Raw genomic sequence first — 19065 nt, 5'->3', positions numbered from 1 at the left:
CACCTAGAGGAGTGTTGACCGTGGCCAAGGGCAAGCGGACGTTCCAGCCGAACAACCGTCGTCGGGCGCGCGTCCACGGCTTCCGTCTTCGGATGCGGACCCGTGCGGGTCGTGCCATCGTCTCGGCGCGCCGTGGCAAGGGCCGCGCCAAGCTCACGGCCTGATTCGGTAACCCCCGGATGCGGCGTCGTATGTGCGACTCGCCGTCCGGTCTCCGGTCCCCCATCCGCCCGCACTCCGCTGGATGCTCAGGTGCTGCCTGAGCCCTACCGGCTGCACCGGCGCATCGACTTTTCCCGGACGGTGCGCCAGGGCCGGCGGATCGGGAGACGGGACCTAGTTGTGCACGTACTGCTACACGATGATCAGTCGAGCGGATCGACCCCGGCCATCCGGGTGGGCGGTCCGCGTTTCGGCTTGATCGTCAGCAAGGCGGTGGGTCCGGCGGTGGTACGCCACCGGGTGGCCCGCCGCCTGCGTCATATCTGCGCAAGCTTGACGGCCGAATTGCCCGGCGGCGCAGACATTGTCATTCGCGCCCTGCCGGGTGCGGCCGGCGCGCCCTCCGACGAACTGCTGCGTCAATTGCACAGCGGTTTGCGCAAGCTCGGCGCTCTCTCATGAACGCCCTGCGCGCCGCTGCCCGGATACCGGCCAAAGCTCTGATATTCCTCATCGAGCTGTATCGGACCTATATCTCCCCCACCCGCATGCCGGTGTGCCGATTCACTCCCTCGTGCAGTGAGTACGCGGTGACGGCGCTGCGCACCCGCGGACTGTTCGTCGGGCTCGGACTGACGGCCGTCCGATTGGCGAAATGTGCGCCCTGGCACCCTGGTGGGTGGGACCCCGTACCGGAGCGCAAGCACCGGCACGCGGCATCAGCTTACGAAGGGTCATCGCCCGCGGTGACCGGCGATACGAACGACGGGAGTGCATAGCGCCGTGCTCGACTTCATTTATTACCCGGTGTCGGCCATTCTGTGGTTCTGGCACCAGGCATTCGGGTATGTGCTGGGCAAGAACAGCGGATTCGCCTGGGCACTGGCCGTGGTGTTCCTGGTGTTCACGTTGCGGCTCGTGCTCTACAAGCCGTTCGTGAAGCAGGTGCGCACCACCCGGCAGATGCAAGAGTTGCAGCCCCAGATCAAGGAGCTGCAGAAGAAGTACAAGAACGACCGTCAGGAGATGACGGTCCAGATGCAGAAGCTGCAGAAGGAACACGGCTTCAACCCGCTCATGGGCTGTCTGCCGGTGCTGCTGCAGGTTCCGGTGTTCCTGGGTCTGTTCCACGTGCTGCGGTCGTTCAACCGCACCGGCCACGGGATCGGGCAGCTGGGCATGACGCCCTACGACAATGCCCACACCCCGAACTACATCTTCTCCGCGGCCGACGTTCAGTCCTTCCTGTCCGCCCGGCTCTTCGGCGCTCCCCTCTCGGCCTACATCACCGAGCCCGCCACCGTGCTGCAGTCCTTCGCCGACTACGGCGGCGTGCCGACCAAGCTGGCCATCGCGCTGGTCTCCATTCCGCTCATGGTGATCGCCGGTGTCGCGACCCATATGAACGCTCGCGCCTCGGTGGCCCGGCAGTCCGCGGAGGCCGCGGCCAACCCGCAGGCCGCCATGATGAACAAGATGGCGCTGTACGTCTTCCCGCTCGGTGTGCTCGTGGGTGGCCCGTTCCTCCCGGTCGCCATCCTGATCTACTGGGTCTCCAACAACATCTGGACCTACGGGCAGCAGCACCTCGTCTTCGGCCGCATCGAGAAGGAAGAAGAAGAGAAGAAGCAGGCGGCCCTGGAGCGTCGCGCGCAGAACGCCCCGAAGCCGGGCGCCAAGCCGGTCGACGTTCGCAAGAAGCAGGCGGCCGCCAAGGTCGAGGACGCCCCCGCCGATGCCGTCGAGGACGCCGTCTCCGATGCGCCGCAGGCGTCCCAGAATGGTGCCAAGCCCGCGCCCGGCGCCCGGCCGAGCACCGGCAAGAAGCGCTCCGGTAATCGTGGCCGCGCCAACCAGAAGCGGCGTCGCTGAGACTTGCAACTCCAGATGAAGGAAACAACCATGACTGTTGAAACCGACGGAGGGGAACCCACTGTGACGGCAGCGACTGCGGCACCGGACGCCGCGACCGACGCCGAGGAAGCGCTCATCGAAGAGGGTGAGATCGCTGGCGATTACCTCGAGCAGCTGCTGGACGTGCTCGACTTCGACGGCGATATCGACCTCGATGTCGAGGGGGACCGCGCCGTCGTGAGCATCGACGGCGGCAAGGATCTGGCGAAGCTGGTCGGTCGCCGGGGTGAGGTGCTGGACGCGCTCCAGGAGCTGACCCGGCTGGCCGTGCAGCAGGCGACCGGCGTGCGCAGCCGGCTCATGCTGGACGTCGCCGGCTGGCGCGCCAATCGTCGTTCGGAGCTGAGCGAGCTCGGCACCGAGGCGGCCAAGCGCGTGCTGGAAACCGGTGAGCGTGAGGCCCTCGCCCCCATGACCCCGTTCGAGCGCAAGATCGTCCACGACGCCGTGGCCGCCCTCGACGGTGTGGTGAGCGAGAGTGAAGGCGTGGAGCCGAACCGTCGCGTGGTGGTACTCCCCGCCTGACACGCGGACACGTAGGGCAGGGCCCCCGGGTTGCAGAGACCCGGGGGCCCTACGCTTATCTGAAGTCGTCCCCCGTCGCAATTCGCCACCGTGCGAGGGGGTTCGGGGGCACGATCCCCGAGAGTCCCCCACGGGTTGGGCAAGTTCGTTCGGAAGGATGTTTCACGTGGAACCTGACACCGAGATGACCGCTCCGGGTCCGGTCGATCCCCCGGCCGCAGCCGCGGTCGTTTTCGGCGATCGGCTCGACAAGGCCCGGCTCTACTACACCGCCCTCGCCACCGCGGGCGTGGAGCGCGGACTGATCGGCCCGCGTGAGGTCCCCCGGCTGTGGGATCGCCACATTCTCAACTGCGCGGTGATCGGTGACCTGATCCCCCACGGCGTGCGCGTGGTCGACATCGGCAGCGGGGCGGGCCTGCCCGGCATCCCGCTCGCCATTGCCCGGCCCGATCTCCGAATCACCTTGGTGGAGCCGCTGCTTCGCCGGACCGTCTTCCTGGCCGAGTTCGTGGCCGAGGCCGGACTCGACAATGTCCTCATTGTGCGCGGCCGGGCCGAGCAGGCCGGCGTGAAGAAGGAGGCGGGCGGCGCGGACATCGTCACCTCCCGCGCGGTCGCTCCCCTGGCGAAGCTGGCGGGGTGGTCCATGCCGCTGGTCCACGAACACGGACGGATGCTGGCGCTCAAGGGAATCAGCGCTGCCGAGGAACTCGAGCGCGATCGCGACGACCTGACCAAGGCGGGCGCGGGGCACGCCGAGGTCCTGGAATGTGGTGCGGGAGTGCTCGAGACGCCGACCTATGTCATCAGTGCCGAGCGGTTGGCGCGCGCGGATCGCCGCGCGGAGCGCAAGGGTGGGGGTCGTGGGACCAGTCGCCCGAAGCGTCACTGACGAAGCTCGGGCGACTGGGGTCGCGATGTTTCATGTGAAACATGAAGCCGGTTGCGATCTTTGAGTGGTTTCGCGGGTGAGTTTCCCCGACTCGAGGCGTGTCGCGGTGCGAAGCTGTCCGTTCAACTTCCGTATTGTGTCCTCTACTGGCAAGCTAATGAACGTCGAGCGTGAACGACTTCCAGCCGATTCGAGCCAGCCCTCGGTGACAACGCAGCGTCGCGGCCGTTGCTGCCGGGTGCGCGAAATTCTGCTCGGCCATGTGTCTTTGAGTTCTTCGGGTTAGGAGCCTGTATGTCCAACGGTCCGGCGAATGTTTCACGGGAAACAACGTCCCGGGTTCCCGGCATGCTCGATAGCGGTCCCTTCGATACCGACGAGTTCAGCCGTACCCCGTTCGGGAACATCTCCGCTGACACCCCGATTGCCGCCGAGGCGCAGCGCGCGAGTCAGGTGCTGTCGGGCACCAATGCCCAGATTCCGCGTCCCCGGGAACAGCGCGTCATCACCATCGCCAATCAGAAGGGCGGCGTGGGCAAGACCACGACGGCCGTGAATCTGGCTGCCGCGCTCGCCATTCAGGGCATGCGGGTGCTCGTCATCGACCTCGACCCGCAGGGCAATGCCAGCACCGCCCTCGGCATCGCACACCACTCGGGCATCCCCTCCAGCTACGAACTCCTCATCGGCGAGTGCTCGGTCAGCGACGCCATCCAGCAGAGCCCGCACAATGAACGGCTGCTGTGCATCCCGGCCACCATCGACCTGGCCGGCGCGGAGATCGAACTCGTCTCCATGGTCGCCCGCGAGGGCCGGCTCAAGGCCGCCATCCAGGAGGCCAACCTCGCCGGGTACGACATCGACTACGTCATGATCGACTGCCCGCCGTCGCTGGGTCTGCTCACCGTCAATGCGATGGTCGCCGCCAAGGAGGTGCTGATCCCCATCCAGTGCGAGTACTACGCACTCGAGGGCGTGGGTCAGTTGCTCCGCAATATCGGTCTGGTGCAGGCACACCTGAATCCCGGATTGCATGTCTCCACCGTCGTTCTCACCATGTACGACGGCCGTACCAAGCTCGCCGATCAGGTGGCCGAGGAGGTGCGCTCGCACTTCGGAGATGCGGTGCTGCGCTCGGTCATCCCGCGCAGCGTGAAGGTGTCGGAGGCTCCCGGCTACGGCATGACCGTCCTCGATTACGATCCGGGCTCGCGGGGTGCGATGAGCTACCTCGATGCCGGACGTGAGATCGCGGCGCGCAACTCGGCGCGCCAGACTGCGCCGGTGCCCGTTTCGGACGCACAATCCGGTGTGTAGGTGAATCTCGGTGGCGGTGAACGGTGAACAACGGAAGGGGTCAGTAGGCCGATGAGTCAGGCGAAGAAGGGTGGACTGGGGCGCGGCCTCGCGGCACTGATCCCGACCGGCCCGGTGACCACGCCCGGCGGGCTCGGCAGTGCCGCCGCCAATGTTGTCATCGGCCTGGATCCGGTTGGTCCGCAGCCGGCGTCGGCGTACCTGCATCGGGTTCCCGATCCGGTCGAGTCGGCCGTCGACGCCACCGACGCGGGTGCGGTCTACCGGGAGATCCCGCCGGAGCAGATCGAGCCGAACCCCAAGCAGCCGCGCACCGTCTTCGAAGAAGAGGCGCTCGCCGAACTGGTGCACTCCATCAAGGAATTCGGTCTGATGCAGCCCATCGTGGTGCGTCAGGTCGAGTCCGCGCCGGTCCCCCGCTATCAGCTCATCATGGGTGAGCGGCGATGGCGGGCCGGCCAGGAGGCGGGCCTGCCCGCCATCCCGGCCATCGTGCGTGAGACCGCGGACGACTCCATGCTGCGAGACGCGTTGCTGGAGAACATCCATCGGGTGCAGCTGAACCCGCTCGAGGAGGCGGCCGCCTATCAGCAGCTGCTGGAGGAGTTCGGCGTGACCCACGAGGAACTGGCCGCGCGCATCGGCCGTTCGCGTCCGGTCGTCACCAATATGATTCGCCTGCTGAAGCTTCCGATTCCGGTGCAGCGCCGGGTCGCGGCCGGCGTGCTGTCGGCCGGGCATGCCCGTGCCGTGCTGGCCTTGGAGGCGGGGGCCGATGCGCAGGAGGCCCTGGCCGCGCGGATCGTGGCGGAGGGCATGTCGGTCCGGGCGACCGAGGAAGCCGTCACCCTGGCCAACCGGAATCCGGATGCGGTCACTCCCCCGGCGCCCAAGCGCAAGCCGATTCAGATGCCGGGTCTGCAGGACGTGGCGGAGCGGTTGTCGGAGTCCTTCGACACCCGCGTGACGGTCAGTCTGGGCAAGCGTAAGGGCAAGATCACGGTCGAGTTCGGCTCCATCGATGATCTCGAGCGAATTGTCAGTCTCATGGAGCAGTCGAAGCCCTAGAGTGGGTCCACCCCGAGGGTCACAGTGGAAACGTCACTGTGACGTTCGGGTTCATGGCCCTGGAGAGGCGTAAAGCGTTGATCGCTTATTCTTTTTGGCGAGCACTGTGTGATGCGGCGTGAGTGTGGATGAATCAGACAGCTGGAGGCTGAGCAGAGCGGTGTCGACCAGCGTGACCGCACTTACCCTCGGCGGACTCGACAAACTTCCGGTACATGCGCGGCGGTGCGTGTTCTGGGAGATCGATCCGGCCGTGGCAGCGGATTCCCATAGCTTCAGCGACCCGACCTTCGAGAAGGAGGCCTGGCTCTCCACCGTCATGTTGCAGTGGGGGTCGTGCGGACAGGTCGCCGTGGTGGATGACCGCTCGGCGGGCTGCGCGCTCTATGCGCCGCCCAGCGCGGTGCCGCGTGCCGGTCTCTTCCCCACCTCCCCGGTTAGCCCGGATGCGGTCCTGCTGACCACGCTGAGCGCCGAAATGCCCTACCGCGACACCGACATAGCCCTGCAGCTGATTCAGGCCGTGGTGAGCGATCTGGTGCGCCGCGGCGTGCGGGCCATCGAGGCGTTCGGCATTCGCAAGGATCCGCCGACCACCGCGATGCCGGCCGTCGGTTCCATGACCCTGCGCGAACGGATCGGCACGCCGCGCCGCTCCCCAGCGCCTGCTCCGTCCGGGTGTTCGCCGGAGCAGTGCATGATCGAGGCCGACTTCCTGGAGGACGTCGGTTTCAAGGTGGTCGCCTCGCATCATCGATTCCCGCGCCTGCGTCTGGAATTGGATCACGAGCATCTGTGGAAGGAAGACGTCGAGCGGGCGCTCGATCAGCTCCTCGCGGCGGCCGCGCTGACGATGCCCACCCGCATCGCCACGCGGTAGCCCACCGCATCGCCAACGAAAAACCCCTCCAGCCCGAATGGGTTGGAGGGGTTTGTTTCATGTGAAACATCAGAGCCGGTCTGCGGCCGCCAGTTCCTCGGCGAGCAGTTCGGCGAATGTGTATGTCCCCGTGGGCTGGTCGTCCTGGCCCAGCAGGTACAGCCGCTTCACGGAGATCAGGATGGCCTCGGCGATCACGTCGCGCATGCGCGGGTTGGTCAGCACCGAGGAGTCGTAATCACTGGTCAGGTAGCCGATATCGACCTGGACGGTCGGCATCTTGGTGAGCCGCAGCAGATCCCAGGTGCGGGCGTGGGTCCGGCAGTCCTGCAACGAGGTTCGCGCCACGATCTCGCGCTGGATGAACCCGGCCAGCACCTGTCCGATCATGGACGTGGAGCCGTGCGAGTTGCCGAAGTGGAAGCTGGCCACGCCGCTGGCGGCGCCGCTGTCATTGCTGGCGCAGCGCAGCGAGATCATCAGGTCGGCGTCGAAGGTGTTGGAGGTCTCGGCCCGCTCGGCGTCGGAGGGGTTGGCCCCCCACGGCCGGGACAGGAAGGTCTCCATACCGGTTGCGGCCATCCGTCCTTCGAGCCGGCTGGCCAGATCCCAGAGGATCTCCGATTCGTAGACGTCACCGAATTCGGTCGGCACCGGGGAGCCCTTGTCGGGTCCGCCCAGGCCCGGATCGATGACGATGCGCTTACCGGTGAGCTGCGGCCCGGCCCGGTGCACCACCTCTTCCTCGGCGATGCGGTGCGGGTTGCCGCCGGTGACGCGGGCGCCCAGCAGATCCAGCGAGCGCAGGGTGTCGGGACCGCAGATGCCGTCCGAGGACAGCCCGATCTCGCGCTGGAACGAGGTGAGCGCGTCGTGGGTGTGCGGGCCGAAGTAGCCGTCCACCCGGTGCACATAGAAGCCCAGATCCTGCAGTCGCCGCTGCAGGGTGGCGACATCGTCGCCGTACAGCGGTGCGGACAGCTGGTAGATGAGGGTCCGCGCGCCGAGGCGGTAGGACGCCTCTTTCAGCGCGCGGTAGGTCGCCGGACCGACCACGCCGTCGACCAGGAGTCCGCGGTGCTGCTGGAAGGCACGCACCGCGGAGTCCAGATCATGGTCGAAGATCGCGTCGGCGTCCTTCCAGTACTCCCCGATCGGACCCGAGGGGTCGCTGTTGGGGCGGGAATGCAGGAACCCGAGGCTTGCCAGGGTGCTCCGAACCTCTGCTACGGCTGGTCCTGTATCGCCGTGACGAAGTCGGTGCATGCGTGAGAGCCCTTTCCTTCCGCCAACCCGGGTACCCATTCATGCGGCGGTTCACACCTACGCACGACCGGAGCGTCGAACGATTGTTTCAGACCCGGACCGAATTTCGGCAACTGTCGAGTGCAGGCATCCTACGGCGAGTCGTTAAAGAACTTCTTCCAGTTCGCGCAAGAGGGCAGCTTTGCCCTTCGCACCGACGATCCGCTTGGTTTCCTTGCCCCCTTGGAACAGGACCATAGTAGGCAACGACATGATGCCGTAGTGGGCCGCGGTCTCGGGGTTGTTGTCGGCGTCCACCTTGGCGATGGTGATCTTGTCCGTGTTGGCGGCCGCGATCTCATCCAGCACCGGTGCGACCATCTTGCACGGGCCGCACCACGCGGCCCAGAAGTCGACGAGAACGGGCTTCTCGCTGAGCAACACCTCGTCGGCGAACGTGGCGTCGGTCACCGTCTTGGTGGCACCGGTCTTGGCGTCGGACATGCCTAGCTCCTTTTAGTTGTTCACTTCCACCGGCTGACCGGCGTGATCGAGGGTGTTGGTGGTGATGTCACCCTGCTCGGCGAGCCAGCGCTCGGCGTCGATGGACGCGCGGCAGCCGGTACCGGCGGCGGTGATGGCCTGCCGGTAGGTGTGGTCGACCAGGTCGCCGGCGGCGAAGACGCCCGGCAGCGAGGTGTAGGTGCTCTGGCCCTGGACCAGCACGTAGCCCTCGTCGTCCAGATCGACCTGGCCGCGCACCAGTTCGCTGCGCGGGTCGTGGCCGATGGCGACGAACAGGCCGGTGGCGGCCAGCTCGGAGGTCTCGCCGGTGCGGGTGTCGCGCAGGGTCAGGCTGGTGACCGCGGTATCCCCGTGCACCGCAACGACTTCCGAGTTCAGGACGAAGCGGATCTTGTCGTTGTTCTTGGCCCGCTCCAGCATGATGCGGGAGGCGCGGAACTCCTCGCGGCGGTGGATGATGGTCACCGAGCTGGCGAACTTGGTGAGGAAGGTAGCCTCCTCCATCGCCGAGTCGCCGCCGCCGATCACCACGATGTCCTGGCCCTTGAAGAAGAAGCCGTCACAGGTGGCGCAGGCGCTGACGCCGCGGCCGAGCAGCTCCTGCTCGCCCGGGACGTTCAGGTAGCGGGCCGCGGAGCCCATGGCGAGGATCACAGCGTAGGCCTCGTGGACCTCACCGCCGACGGTCACCTTCTTGATGGGACCGGTCAGGTCGAGGGCGTCGACGTCCTCGGTGCGGATGTCGGTGCCGAAGCGCTTGGCCTGCTCCCGCATCTCCTCCATCAGGTCGGGGCCCATGATGCCCTCGCGGAAGCCGGGGAAGTTCTCGACCTCGGTGGTGGTCATGAGCGCGCCGCCGAACTGGGTGCCCTCGAAGAGCAGCGGTTCCAGTTCCGCCCGGGCGGCGTACACCGCGGCGGTGTAGCCGGCCGGACCGGAACCGACGATGATCAGGTCGCGAACAGGCGTGCTCAAGGTGGCCCTCCGAAGCTGTTGTGCAGAATCTCGATCGCTCGAGCGTGAGCGTGTCGGTCAACAACAGCCTAAACGCTGTTGTTCCCGTGCCTGTTTGCCCTCCGCTTCGCTCCGGGCGGTTCGCGGCCAAGGCGCAGGTCTATGGAGCCGGAAGCTCGATTCTTCCCTCCTCCGCTCCTCCGCTTCGCTCCCCCGCTCCAAGCGCGGGGAGGCGGAGCGCAGTCCAGAATCGAGCCGGGCCGCGAGCGCTAGCCGATGTCGGCGCGTCCGAGCACCTGGGGATTGCCTGGGCCGCAGGCTGTTCCGAGGACGGCGGCGGTGATCTGCGGAGGTTTGGGTCCGGCCAGCAGGACCAGTACCCCGGGTGTGCCGGAGAACACGACGCTGCGGGAGCCGAGCACCTGGCGGTCCAGCCCGGCCGCCTGCAGGCACGCGGCGAGCGCATTGCCGGCCGCCAGTGGGCCGGTGATGTCGTGGCGGCCCATGGCGGTGAGGACGGCTGTCGGCGCCAGACCCGGGTCCAGGTTGGCGTCGGCGGCCGGTTGGGCGGCCGGGGTCACGGTGCGGGTGCTGACGGCGTCCACGGCCACCACGGCGCCCGCGACCACCGCCGCGGCGGCCGCGGCGACGGTGAGCCAGCGCAGGCGGCGGGAGGGGGTCTCGAACGGGACGGGCTCGCCGGGATCCGTATCGTGCTCGAACGCGGCCGGAGGTTCGGGATCCTCGAGCTCCCGGGGATCGAGCCGGCCGGTATCGAAGACGGAGCCGTCGAGCACCGGCATGGGGGTGGTGGAGGGCGGGGCCGGATGGGTGGAGCGGGTGACGGGCGGCGGCGCGACGGGCAGCCGGGTCACGGCGGCAGGCCGGTCGGCGGTGGCCGGGTCCTCGTCGCCGGTGGCGAGGTCTTCGATCATGCGTTCCAGACGGGCGGCCACCTCGGCGGGCATGGGGTGGGCGATGTGTTCGTCCTGGCCGAGGTCGTGCAGGCGATCGTCGACGCGGTCGAGTGAGTGCAGATAGCGCATGGCCTCCGGGTCGCGCCGGACCGCGGGCCAGAGCCGCTCGGATTCTTCCGGCGGCAGACTGCCGCCGTGCAGATCGGCGAGCAGTTCGGTGGAGAAGGGCGGCGTGGGTACCGCGGTACCCGCCATTGCTCCTCCGGTGTCCTCCATTGCCCCTCCAGGGCCTCGAGTAGGAAACGCAGACCTGTCTTTGTATCCGACGCAGCGGAACCGTTCAAGGTTCCCCCAATATCGCGGTGTTCGAGTGGAATTCAGGTGTTCATCGCAGGTCCGGTGTTTGCTTCCTGAAAGTGCGCCGCGAGCCGCCGCCGCCCGCGGGCGCACCGGCTCTTGACGGTGCCCTCCGGAATGCCCAGCAGCGCAGCGGCATCCGCGATGGAGTAGCCCTCGAGCTCGATGGCGACCAGGGCGGTGCGCTGGTCGGCGGGCAGGGTGAACAGCGCCGCGTCGACCATCAGGGTGGCCTCCAGGGCCGCGAAATCGTCTCGCGGGCAGCGTGGTTCGTCGGCCGTGTCCTCGGACAGGGGTTCGGTCCGGCGCAGCTTGTTGCGGCGGATGCGGTCCAGGCAGGCATTGACCACGATGCGGTGCAGCCAGCTGCGTACCTCGGCGTCGCCGCGGAAGGCACCCGCGGCCTTGTGCGCGGACAGCAGGGCGTCCTGGAGCGAGTCGGCGGCGTCCTCGGGGCCGTAGGAGGCGCGTAGCGCGGTCTGCCAGAGATGGTCGCGGTGGCGGCGGAGCAGTTCGGCGAAGGCGTAGGGTGCCCCACCGGCGTGGGCGGTGAGCAGGTCGCGATCGCTGACCTGCGGTGCTTCCACGAGTTCGTGCGCTGACGACAATGCTTCCCCTCAGACCGGCGGCACGGCCTGTTCACGGGCCGGGCGTCACCGAGATGTGTGGCTGTCATCCGGGACCGTAGAAGTCGGCCCCCGGGAGCTCCCCTTGCCGAGAGTACGCAAGATCATATCGAAGATAACGATTCGGTAGCAACGAAAATCGAGAAAAAGCGCAGGTAGCAGGCGCTTGGTCTGAATTGCGCGATCTACTTGTAATCAGCGCTCAGTGTTGTTCAACCAGCCCGGAGCGAAGCGGAGGGCAAATTAGACGCTGGCTTCGAACCGGATCTCGGCGATCGAAGACTGGAACTGACCCCCGTTGTTGGCGAGCTGGGTGATCCACACCAGCACGTAGCGGGCCGGCTGATCGGCCCGCACCGGAATCTCGGTGGTGCCGTCGCCGAGCACCGCCGACCCGATCAGCTGGGTCTGATCCAGGGTCGGCGAGGCGGTCGGCGAGGTGCGGATCTCGACCTGCGTTCCGGGCGAGGGCGATTCGATGATCACCTTGGTCAGCTTGCTGGGGCTGCCCAGGGTGGTCAGCACGCCTACGCCCTTCTTCAGGGCCGGGAACTGCTGGAAGTAGGCGTCGGTGCGCCAGGTGGTGGCCGGGTTGTTGTCCAGCACCGCCGCGACGCTGCCGACATTGTCCGGGGTGCCCTCCGGGGAGAACACCGTGGCGCCGGTGACCGGCACCGGCACCCCGCCGCTGGCCGGCGCGCTGGCCGGAGCCTGGGACGCGCCGGGGCTGGGCGGCGCCGTCGCCGAGGTGGTGAGGCCGATATTGCGCTGTTCGTTGAGCGGCGCGTTGGAGGAGCCGGGCGCGAAGACGCTCAGCAGCCACCAGATGATGACGCCGACCACCAGCGCGGCCAGCACGCCCAGACCGACCAGGATCCACATCATCCGCTGCGAGCGTTCCTTCTCGGCGGCGAGCAGTTCCGGATCGGCGAGGGTCTCGTCGGGTGCGCTGGGCGGCTTCTGACCCAGGCGCAGCACCGGGATGAAGTCGGTCTTCTGGTCCACCACCGACGCCTGCTCCAGCACGTGCTGGACGGTGGCGGCGGTGCGCACACCCTTGTTGGACTCCAGCGACCGCACCGCGACCGCGGAGATCTCGAAGGGCACCTCGGGCCGAATGGTCCTGGGCTCCACCGGCGTTCCATCCGGGCCGAAGTCGGCCAGCGGCAGGCCGCCGACGGTGGCCGCGCTGCCGGAGATGCCGCCGACCCGGATCGGCCAGTGCGCGGTCATGAGCGCGTAGAGCATGGCGCCCAGGCCCCGCACGTCGGACTGGGCGTCCGAGTCGGACAGCGTGCCGGGGAAGGCCAGCACGGCGTCGCCCGTGGCGCTGATGCGCACCCGGTCCGGATGGTCGATGGACAGCGAACCGCCACCGCGGTGAGCCATTTCGGCCGCGGCCGCCAGCGCCCGGACGGCGCGCGCGGCGCCGATCGGCGACGGCACGGTCTCGGCCATCTCCTTGAGCGAGCGGCCGGGGGTCCACTCGGCCACCACGATGCCGCCGGAGGAGCCGCGCACCACGTCCAGCACGCGGGCCAGACCGGGCGAGTTGATCCGGCCCAGGCGCAGCGTGCGGGACAGGATGGCCTGCGGCCCATCGTGTCCGGAGTTGTCGGTGGCCTGCTGATCGGCGTCGACGAAGGTGAGCGCGACCTCGCGGTCCAGTTTCACATCGAGGGCCTGCCAGAACTTGAGCCCGCGCGCGCCGCCGTGGCCGGCCAGCAGCCGGTACCGGCCGCCCGCCACCGACGCGCCGGGCGTCAGCTTGGGGCCGCGCTGGATGCGCTTGCTCGGCGATTCCACCCGCATGGGCGGCATCTGCGGCGAGATGGCCTCGTACACACCGGTTTCGGGACCGGCGTGGTCCTCCGCCTCCGGTAGGTGCTCGGGTTCCTCGTGGTCGCCGGGACCGCCGGAGTGGGCCGCGGATTCGGCTCGGCCACCGGGCTTTCCGCCGGCTGCGCCGGAGGGTGGGGTGTCCGTGGAGAGCCCGCCGCCCGCGGCCGTTGCGGATTCGGCGGCCGGGACACCGCCCGCCGCATCGTCGCTCACCCTCGTTCCTCCTTCGCCCTGGTATGTCGAAGACCGATGTATCGGAGCCGGAACCGCTGCGCCGGCATCCGAAGTCGTGCGGAAGCCGCCGTCCGGTGTCCGTGCACTGTCCGGCGTGCCGCGGGAGCTGTCCGCGGACATGCCGGTCTGGGCAGTTGCGCTTGCCTGCCGAACAGGGTACGGGAACTCGGTCTTTTCGGTGAGTTCAACCGCATCGGGCCGGATGACGGGCAGCACCATGGTCTGCGCGTCGAGGTACGGATCGAAGCGGTAGTAGTACGGCGCCGCCCGCAGGTCCGGTTTGGGCAGCAGCGTGGTCTCGTGGATGTCCTCGAGCGGGGTGCCGTCGAGGTCGAGATCCGGTGCGGGCGGGGTGATGCCGAGCCGGCGCGAGACCGCGACGGTGATGGCCACGATCTCGGGAATGCCGAGCAGGCGCATCAGGCCGAAGGCCACGCCGAACATGACGATGGCGGTGAGGCCGACCCGCACCAGCGAGCCGAATCCGCCGAAGCTGTCCGAAAGCCGGTGCAGGCCCAGCACCTTGTCCACGATGAGCAGGACAGCGCCACCGGCCAGTGAAGCCAGCACCACGCGGGTGATGGTCTGGCCGACATTCGCCATGCGCAGATCGCCGAGGCTGCGGTGCAGCAGCCAGCCGCCGATGATCGCGCCGGTGACGAAGCCGAGGCCGCGGGCCACGCCGAGCGCGATGACCACGTGGTCCGCGGAGACGAGGACAGGTGCGAGCGCGGACAGGGTGATCTGCACGCTGGTGATGCCGAGAATGATCCAGGTGGGTGTCCACGCCTGTTCACGCGCGTAGAAGACGCGCAGGTGAATCAGCACCAGCGCGTACGGAATCAGGTTGAACGCCGACCAGGACACCGCCTCGCCGAGTCGCGCGGCGTCGCCGCCGAAGCGACCGTAGCCGTAGATCGCCTCGCCGATCTGTGGTCCGGCGAAGGTAAGGAACGTGACGATGGGGACCAGCGCGATCATGGTCAGTCGGGTTGCTGCGCCCAGATCGTCCACCACCGCTGGAGTGTCGTCGGCGGCCGCGTTGCGGCTCAGCCGCGGCATGATCGCGGTCAGCAGGGTCACGCCGAGCACACCCCATGGCAGTTGCAACAGCAGCCAGGCGTTCTGGTAGATGGTCGGACCCGCGACATCGGCGTGCGAAGAGACTCGCAGCGTGAAACTGAAACCGATCTGGCTGATCAGGACATAGAGGACGATGGCCGCGGCCATCCCGCCGAACTGCTTGAGGCGGGCATCCATACCCCACAGCGGCCGTAGATCGATGCCCTCCCGGCGAATCGCGGGCAGCAGCGCCGCTACCTGGACCGCTACGCCGAGCGTGGTGCCGATACCGAGTAGCAGCAGCTTCGGTTCGCCCATTCGAACCGGATCCAGAGTGATCTCACCCGGTGTCACCGCGTACAGGCTCAGAACCACCAGAGCGACACAGTTGTTGAGGACGGGCGCCCAGGCGCCGGGCTTGAACACCTGATGGGTGTTCAGAATCGCCATGAGTAGTGCGGACATTCCGTACAGCAGCACCGCGGGGACCAGCATGAAGGTCAGCGCGGTGGTGAGCCCGGAATTGACCTTGCTGTCGGCGGAGAGGAAGACGTGCCTGGTCAGGACCGGCGTGAGGATCAACGCGAGTACCGTGCCGGTGCCGAGGATGGTCAACGCCGTGGTGAACAGGCGACGCACGAAGGCCGCGCCGCCGTCCGCGTCCTCACGCTCGGCACGAACCAGGGTCGGAACCACGATCGCGGTCAGCACCGCGCCGAGTAGCAGCTCCGAGATCATGTTCGGGATGGAGCTGCCGATCGTGAAGGCACTGGCGATGGCGGGGCCGAGCACGGTCAGCAGTAGCGCCTGTTTGGCGAAACCGGTGATGCGGCTGATCAGGGTCGCGATGGCCAGAGACCCGGTGTCCCGGACCAGTTTGGCGTTCGAGTTGTCGGCCTTCTCCTCCACCTGTGCGGCGGGGACGGTCGCGGTGCGCGGCATTGTCTGCCGCTGCGGACCGGTCGAGGGAGCCCGGCGCTGTGGGCCGGTCGACGGACTCGGGCGCGGGTTCGACATCGGCGGTGTCGGGTATCGCTGCTCGTTGGGCGGTATGGGGCGTGGGCCGGGGCCCTGCGGGCGGTTGCCTTCGCCGCCGGGGTGTCCCCAGTGGTAGCGCTCTTCGGCCGGGACGCGCCCGCCCGCCATGGGATCGGGTCGTCCCTGCTGGGGGCGGGGGCGGTGCATGATGGGCCCGGATTCGCCGGGCGGCGGCACCTGCCGCTGTGGACCGGACGGCTGTCCCGGATACGGCTGGCCCGGATATCCCTGTGGATTACCGGGAACCGCCCGCTGCTGTCCGGAGGCTGGGCCCTGCGGCCCGCGCGGGCCGGGGCGGGGAGCGCCGCGTTCCCACGGCGCCGATGGTGTGCGCCGCGGTGGCGGCCCGTCGGGTCCCTCTGGTCGGCCGGATGAGCGCGGCCCGCCGTACTCGCTCACCGTGCCTCCTGTCGTTTCTTGTCCCGCTTACCCGCGCGCCCCGCACTGTCGTCTCCGCCTCGGGGTTCGGGTTCGAACCCTTCGTCGGCCGGGTCGGCCTGTCCGCGGAAGCGGTGCCAGAGCCGGCGGCCGACCAGCAGGAGCAGCAGCGCACAGGCGCACGCAGTAATTATTGCCAACACCTGACCGTAAGCGTTGGACCGCACGGATACCGATACCGCATTGCCGAGCGTCACCCCGTCGGATGTGGTAAGCGCGATGGGAATGACCAGGTTTCGGCTGTCGGATACCTCGGTGGGGATCTGGAAGGATCGATTCCCCTTGGCGGGCAGCTGCTGTTCGCCGATATCAGTGATGTTCGTCTCGGCCGGCGCGTCGATCTTGAAGCGCACCCGGATGGCCACCGGCAGGTCGTTGCGGGCCACCAGCAGCAGCGGACTCTGCTCGGAGGCGAGGGTGTAGACGCCGCCGGGCGGCAGCACTGTCACCGAACCGTAGAGGTTGTCCATGGTTTTGGTGGTCTGGTCGAGTCGGCGCTGGGCGTTGGTGTCCGCGGCGGCGGCCCCGGCCCGCCGGTCGGACAGCGAGAGCACCCGGATCAGGTCGTCGCGCAGCGGGGTGAGGAAGGCGCGGGGGCTGAGTTCCTGCTGCGGCACGTCCACCAGCGCGCTCATCAGCTCGGTGATGCGCTGGGCCTGCTGGTGCACCGGTTCGGCGAAGTGGGCGGGTACCGCGTCGTCGGCGGCCTCGCCCGGGTAGTCGAGCTGGTAGCCCTGCGGATCCGGCTGCTGCGCAACCAGATCGGTGAACGGCCGCGGCGTGGCCAGGCCGGTCTTCACCAGCAGGTCCAGTTGTCCCAGCACAGTGGAGGCTTCGTCCCGGTTGGCGCCCCACTGCTGCGGCGGCATCAGCAGCGCCGAGCGCGGGCGGCCGGGTTCCGGGTTGAGCGCGGTCCAGGCCATGGCCCCGAGCGCGTCCTGCAGTCGGGCGGCGCGGGAGTCGTTGGTGACCTCGTAGCGGACCTTGTCGGGGGTGAAAGGCGGCGTGGGCGGATTGGACCCGATGGCGGCCAGGGCGGTCGCGGCCCAGATGTCGAAGGTGGCGGCGTGCAGGGTGGCGGGCGCGGGCGGCGGGGCCGCGCCGGCGGCGGGCGGCAGGGTGATGTCGGCGAGGTTCACCAGGTCGGGGGTGCCGGGTTCGGGGGCGGCGCCGCCCGGTGGGGTCTTGGCGGCGGTGAAGTTGGCGCGGTTGTCGCCGGTGGTCACGGCGTTGTCGGCGAGCACGGTGGTGGTGAAGCCGTGGTGCGCGAACAGGGTGGCGCCGTCGGTGTCGACGGTGCCGGCATCCGGAACGGCCACGCCGCGTACCGATTTCACCGCGAGCAGGGAGTCGATCAGGTCGGCGGGCGCGTTGAGCGCGCGGTCGGCCAGCGTGACGTCGCCGGCGGCGGCCAGCGCGCTCGGGTCGACCTGCGCGAACGGCAGTGCCACCACGCACATTCCAGGTGCGAGGGCGCGCAGCCGTTCCAGCCACGCCTTGGCGGCGTGGCTACCGGTGCCGGAGCGGGTGGGCCCGTCCGGATCCGAGGGGCTGGCCAGCACCCGGTAGTCCCTGGTCATGTCGGACACGGTGATGAGCAGGTCCGGGTCGACGGCCAGGCAGAGCGCGCTGACGAGGTTGCGGTCGCGCCCGCTGTCGGGTTTGACCACGCTCTCCAGGGCCGACAGCAGCTGGTCGAGTCGTCCGCCCTGCGCGAGTGAGGCGGCCAGGTCGTCGTCGGTGAGCAGCGCCTGCCCGTCTGGGGTGCCGGGCTGTCCGGCGACCAGGCGGGGCCGGTCGGCCAGCGGCCACAGCATGGTGGTGGCCACCGGCGGGGCGTCGACGGCGGGCGGAGCGGCCGGTGCGAGCGCGCGTTTGGCGTCGGTGCCGGGGACGCCGAGGACGGGCAGCAGGAAGCGGGCGTCGTCGAGGCGGGCCTGCCCGCCGTACGCGGGCTGGCCGTTCACATTGAGCAGCAGCGGATAGACGCCGGGCGCGGCGATGTCGAGTGACGAGATGTCGCTGGGCAGATCGGTTCCCGCGCGCAGGGCGACGGTAAGGCTGAACTGTTTGCGCTGTCCCGGGGTCAATTGGTCCGAGACGTCCTGGAATTCGCCGTTGATGTCGTAGTTGACCTGGTCCAGGCGCAGGGTGGAGCGCAGGCCGCTGGGGCTGGTGACGGCCGCGCCGCGCTGGATGCGGATGCTGACATCGTCCACCGGCCGGTCACCGATATTGGTGACGGTGCCCGACACCACGAAGTAGGGGTCGCTGGCGGCGGTGATGGCGGTGGGCGTCACCGAATCCAGGGAAAGCTTCAGGAATTTCGGTCCGCTCGGCTGTCCGCTGCCGCTGCCGGTGGGTTCGGCGGCGGCAATGGGTGTGCCGATTCCGGGTCCGATTCCCAGCGTCGTGAGCACCGCCAGCATTACCGCGACGAGTGAAAGCAGCGTGCGCTGCGATCCCGCACGCGTCATTGTCTGCCGTTCTCCATCCGGTCGATCAGCCGGTTGGCGACCTCGGCCAGCCTGCGTTCGTCAGCGTAAGCGAGCCGGGAGTCTAGTTCGCTCAAGGGAACCCAGGCCACCTTGGTGACCTCGACGTCGGCATCGGAGAGCTCACCGCCGAGTGAGCGCATCAGATAGTGGTGCACGGTCTTGTGTACCCGCCGGCCCTCGGTGACGAACCAGTAATCGATGCTGCCGAGTTCGGCGACCACGGTGCCGTGGATGCCGGTCTCCTCCTGCACCTCCCGAATGGCCGTCTGCTCGGCGGTCTCGCCCTCTTCGATGTGGCCCTTGGGCAGCGACCAGAGCAGTCGTCCGCGCCGGTCGGTGCGCCCGATGAGGGCGGCGCAGCGTTTATCGCTGGGGCCGTCGAGGCCGTCCACCACCAGTCCGCCCGCGGAGGTTTCGCGGACCGTGCGCATGCGAGGCTTGGCCGCACCGGTGGATTTCGCCGCGGTACCGGCCGAACCACGCCGCCGGGGCTGGCGGCGTCGACTGTTCGCGCGATCGGCCGGGGACACTGCGTCAGTCTATAGGGGACGGCGGCTCCGCCCGCCCC

Annotated in this window: 18 protein-coding genes; 10 read left to right on the top strand and 8 right to left on the bottom strand. The window is 68.5% G+C overall.

Annotated elements, in window-relative coordinates:
• Positions 1–20: 20 nt before the first annotated feature.
• From rpmH to ACFXIV_RS30935, 9 genes are all read left to right on the top strand, one after another.
• Complete coding sequence (rpmH, locus tag ACFXIV_RS30975) at positions 21–164, top strand: 50S ribosomal protein L34 (protein ID WP_033085250.1); 144 nt, start codon at positions 21–23, stop codon at positions 162–164.
• A gap of 88 nt (positions 165–252) precedes the next feature.
• Positions 253–624 (top strand): ribonuclease P protein component, encoded by a 372-nt coding sequence (rnpA, locus tag ACFXIV_RS30970; RefSeq protein WP_354849003.1) that lies wholly within the window; start codon positions 253–255, stop codon positions 622–624.
• Complete coding sequence (gene yidD / locus ACFXIV_RS30965; RefSeq protein ID WP_354849007.1) at positions 621–941, top strand: membrane protein insertion efficiency factor YidD; 321 nt, start codon at positions 621–623, stop codon at positions 939–941. Before rnpA ends, yidD begins: the two co-directional genes overlap by 4 nt.
• A 4-nt stretch (positions 942–945) precedes the next feature.
• Complete coding sequence (gene yidC, locus ACFXIV_RS30960) at positions 946–2034, top strand: membrane protein insertase YidC (protein ID WP_379400795.1); 1089 nt, start codon at positions 946–948, stop codon at positions 2032–2034.
• Between the two features lie 30 nt (positions 2035–2064).
• A complete protein-coding gene (locus ACFXIV_RS30955; protein ID WP_379400794.1) occupies positions 2065–2601 on the top strand; it encodes a protein jag in 537 nt (178 codons plus the stop codon).
• Between the two features lie 157 nt (positions 2602–2758).
• On the top strand, positions 2759–3496 hold the full coding sequence (gene rsmG, locus ACFXIV_RS30950) for a 16S rRNA (guanine(527)-N(7))-methyltransferase RsmG (RefSeq protein ID WP_379400793.1): 738 nt from the start codon (positions 2759–2761) through the stop codon (positions 3494–3496).
• Positions 3497–3844: 348 nt separating this feature from the next.
• Complete coding sequence (locus tag ACFXIV_RS30945; protein WP_379400824.1) at positions 3845–4813, top strand: ParA family protein; 969 nt, start codon at positions 3845–3847, stop codon at positions 4811–4813.
• 51 nt (positions 4814–4864) lie between these two features.
• Positions 4865–5881: a ParB/RepB/Spo0J family partition protein gene (locus ACFXIV_RS30940; protein WP_379400792.1), complete on the top strand. Its 1017-nt coding sequence runs from the start codon at positions 4865–4867 to the stop codon at positions 5879–5881.
• A 160-nt stretch (positions 5882–6041) separates the two neighbouring features.
• The gene (locus ACFXIV_RS30935) at positions 6042–6761 is read left to right on the top strand and encodes a GNAT family N-acetyltransferase (protein ID WP_379400791.1); all 720 of its coding nucleotides are present in this window, start codon (positions 6042–6044) and stop codon (positions 6759–6761) included.
• A 69-nt stretch (positions 6762–6830) separates the two neighbouring features.
• On the opposite strand, the gene ACFXIV_RS30930 is transcribed toward ACFXIV_RS30935, so the two are convergent.
• The 6 genes from ACFXIV_RS30930 to ACFXIV_RS30905 form a co-directional block, all read right to left on the bottom strand.
• On the bottom strand, positions 6831–8027 hold the full coding sequence (locus tag ACFXIV_RS30930) for an N-acetylmuramoyl-L-alanine amidase (RefSeq protein ID WP_379400790.1): 1197 nt from the start codon (positions 8025–8027) through the stop codon (positions 6831–6833).
• A 144-nt stretch (positions 8028–8171) separates the two neighbouring features.
• The gene (trxA, locus tag ACFXIV_RS30925) at positions 8172–8510 is read right to left on the bottom strand and encodes a thioredoxin (RefSeq protein ID WP_354849029.1); all 339 of its coding nucleotides are present in this window, start codon (positions 8508–8510) and stop codon (positions 8172–8174) included.
• Positions 8511–8522: 12 nt separating this feature from the next.
• A complete protein-coding gene (gene trxB / locus ACFXIV_RS30920) occupies positions 8523–9506 on the bottom strand; it encodes a thioredoxin-disulfide reductase (RefSeq protein WP_379400789.1) in 984 nt (327 codons plus the stop codon).
• Positions 9507–9754: 248 nt separating this feature from the next.
• Positions 9755–10678, bottom strand: a complete 924-nt coding sequence (locus ACFXIV_RS30915; RefSeq protein WP_379400787.1) for a hypothetical protein — start codon at positions 10676–10678, stop codon at positions 9755–9757.
• Positions 10679–10779: 101 nt separating this feature from the next.
• The gene (gene sigM / locus ACFXIV_RS30910; RefSeq protein ID WP_379400786.1) at positions 10780–11367 is read right to left on the bottom strand and encodes an RNA polymerase sigma factor SigM; all 588 of its coding nucleotides are present in this window, start codon (positions 11365–11367) and stop codon (positions 10780–10782) included.
• 261 nt (positions 11368–11628) lie between these two features.
• Positions 11629–15465, bottom strand: a complete 3837-nt coding sequence (locus tag ACFXIV_RS30905) for a lipid II flippase MurJ (RefSeq protein ID WP_379400822.1) — start codon at positions 15463–15465, stop codon at positions 11629–11631.
• 165 nt (positions 15466–15630) lie between these two features.
• Here ACFXIV_RS30905 and ACFXIV_RS30900 point away from each other — a divergent pair, with 165 nt between their 5' ends.
• A complete protein-coding gene (locus tag ACFXIV_RS30900) occupies positions 15631–15936 on the top strand; it encodes a hypothetical protein (protein ID WP_379421352.1) in 306 nt (101 codons plus the stop codon).
• Between the two features lie 20 nt (positions 15937–15956).
• On the opposite strand, the gene ACFXIV_RS30895 is transcribed toward ACFXIV_RS30900, so the two are convergent.
• Both ACFXIV_RS30895 and ACFXIV_RS30890 read right to left on the bottom strand, forming a co-directional pair.
• Positions 15957–18476, bottom strand: a complete 2520-nt coding sequence (locus ACFXIV_RS30895) for a DUF6049 family protein (RefSeq protein ID WP_379400784.1) — start codon at positions 18474–18476, stop codon at positions 15957–15959.
• Positions 18473–19027, bottom strand: a complete 555-nt coding sequence (locus tag ACFXIV_RS30890; RefSeq protein ID WP_354849043.1) for an NUDIX hydrolase — start codon at positions 19025–19027, stop codon at positions 18473–18475. The genes ACFXIV_RS30895 and ACFXIV_RS30890 overlap by 4 nt, the downstream gene beginning before the upstream one ends.
• Between the last annotated feature and the right edge of the window lie 38 nt (positions 19028–19065).

This window comes from Nocardia sp. NPDC059236 (assembly GCF_042754085.1).
Taxonomy (GTDB): domain Bacteria; phylum Actinomycetota; class Actinomycetes; order Mycobacteriales; family Mycobacteriaceae; genus Nocardia.
The sequence above is the reverse complement of the archived record's forward strand: the minus strand, read 5'-3'. Positions and strand labels throughout refer to the sequence as shown.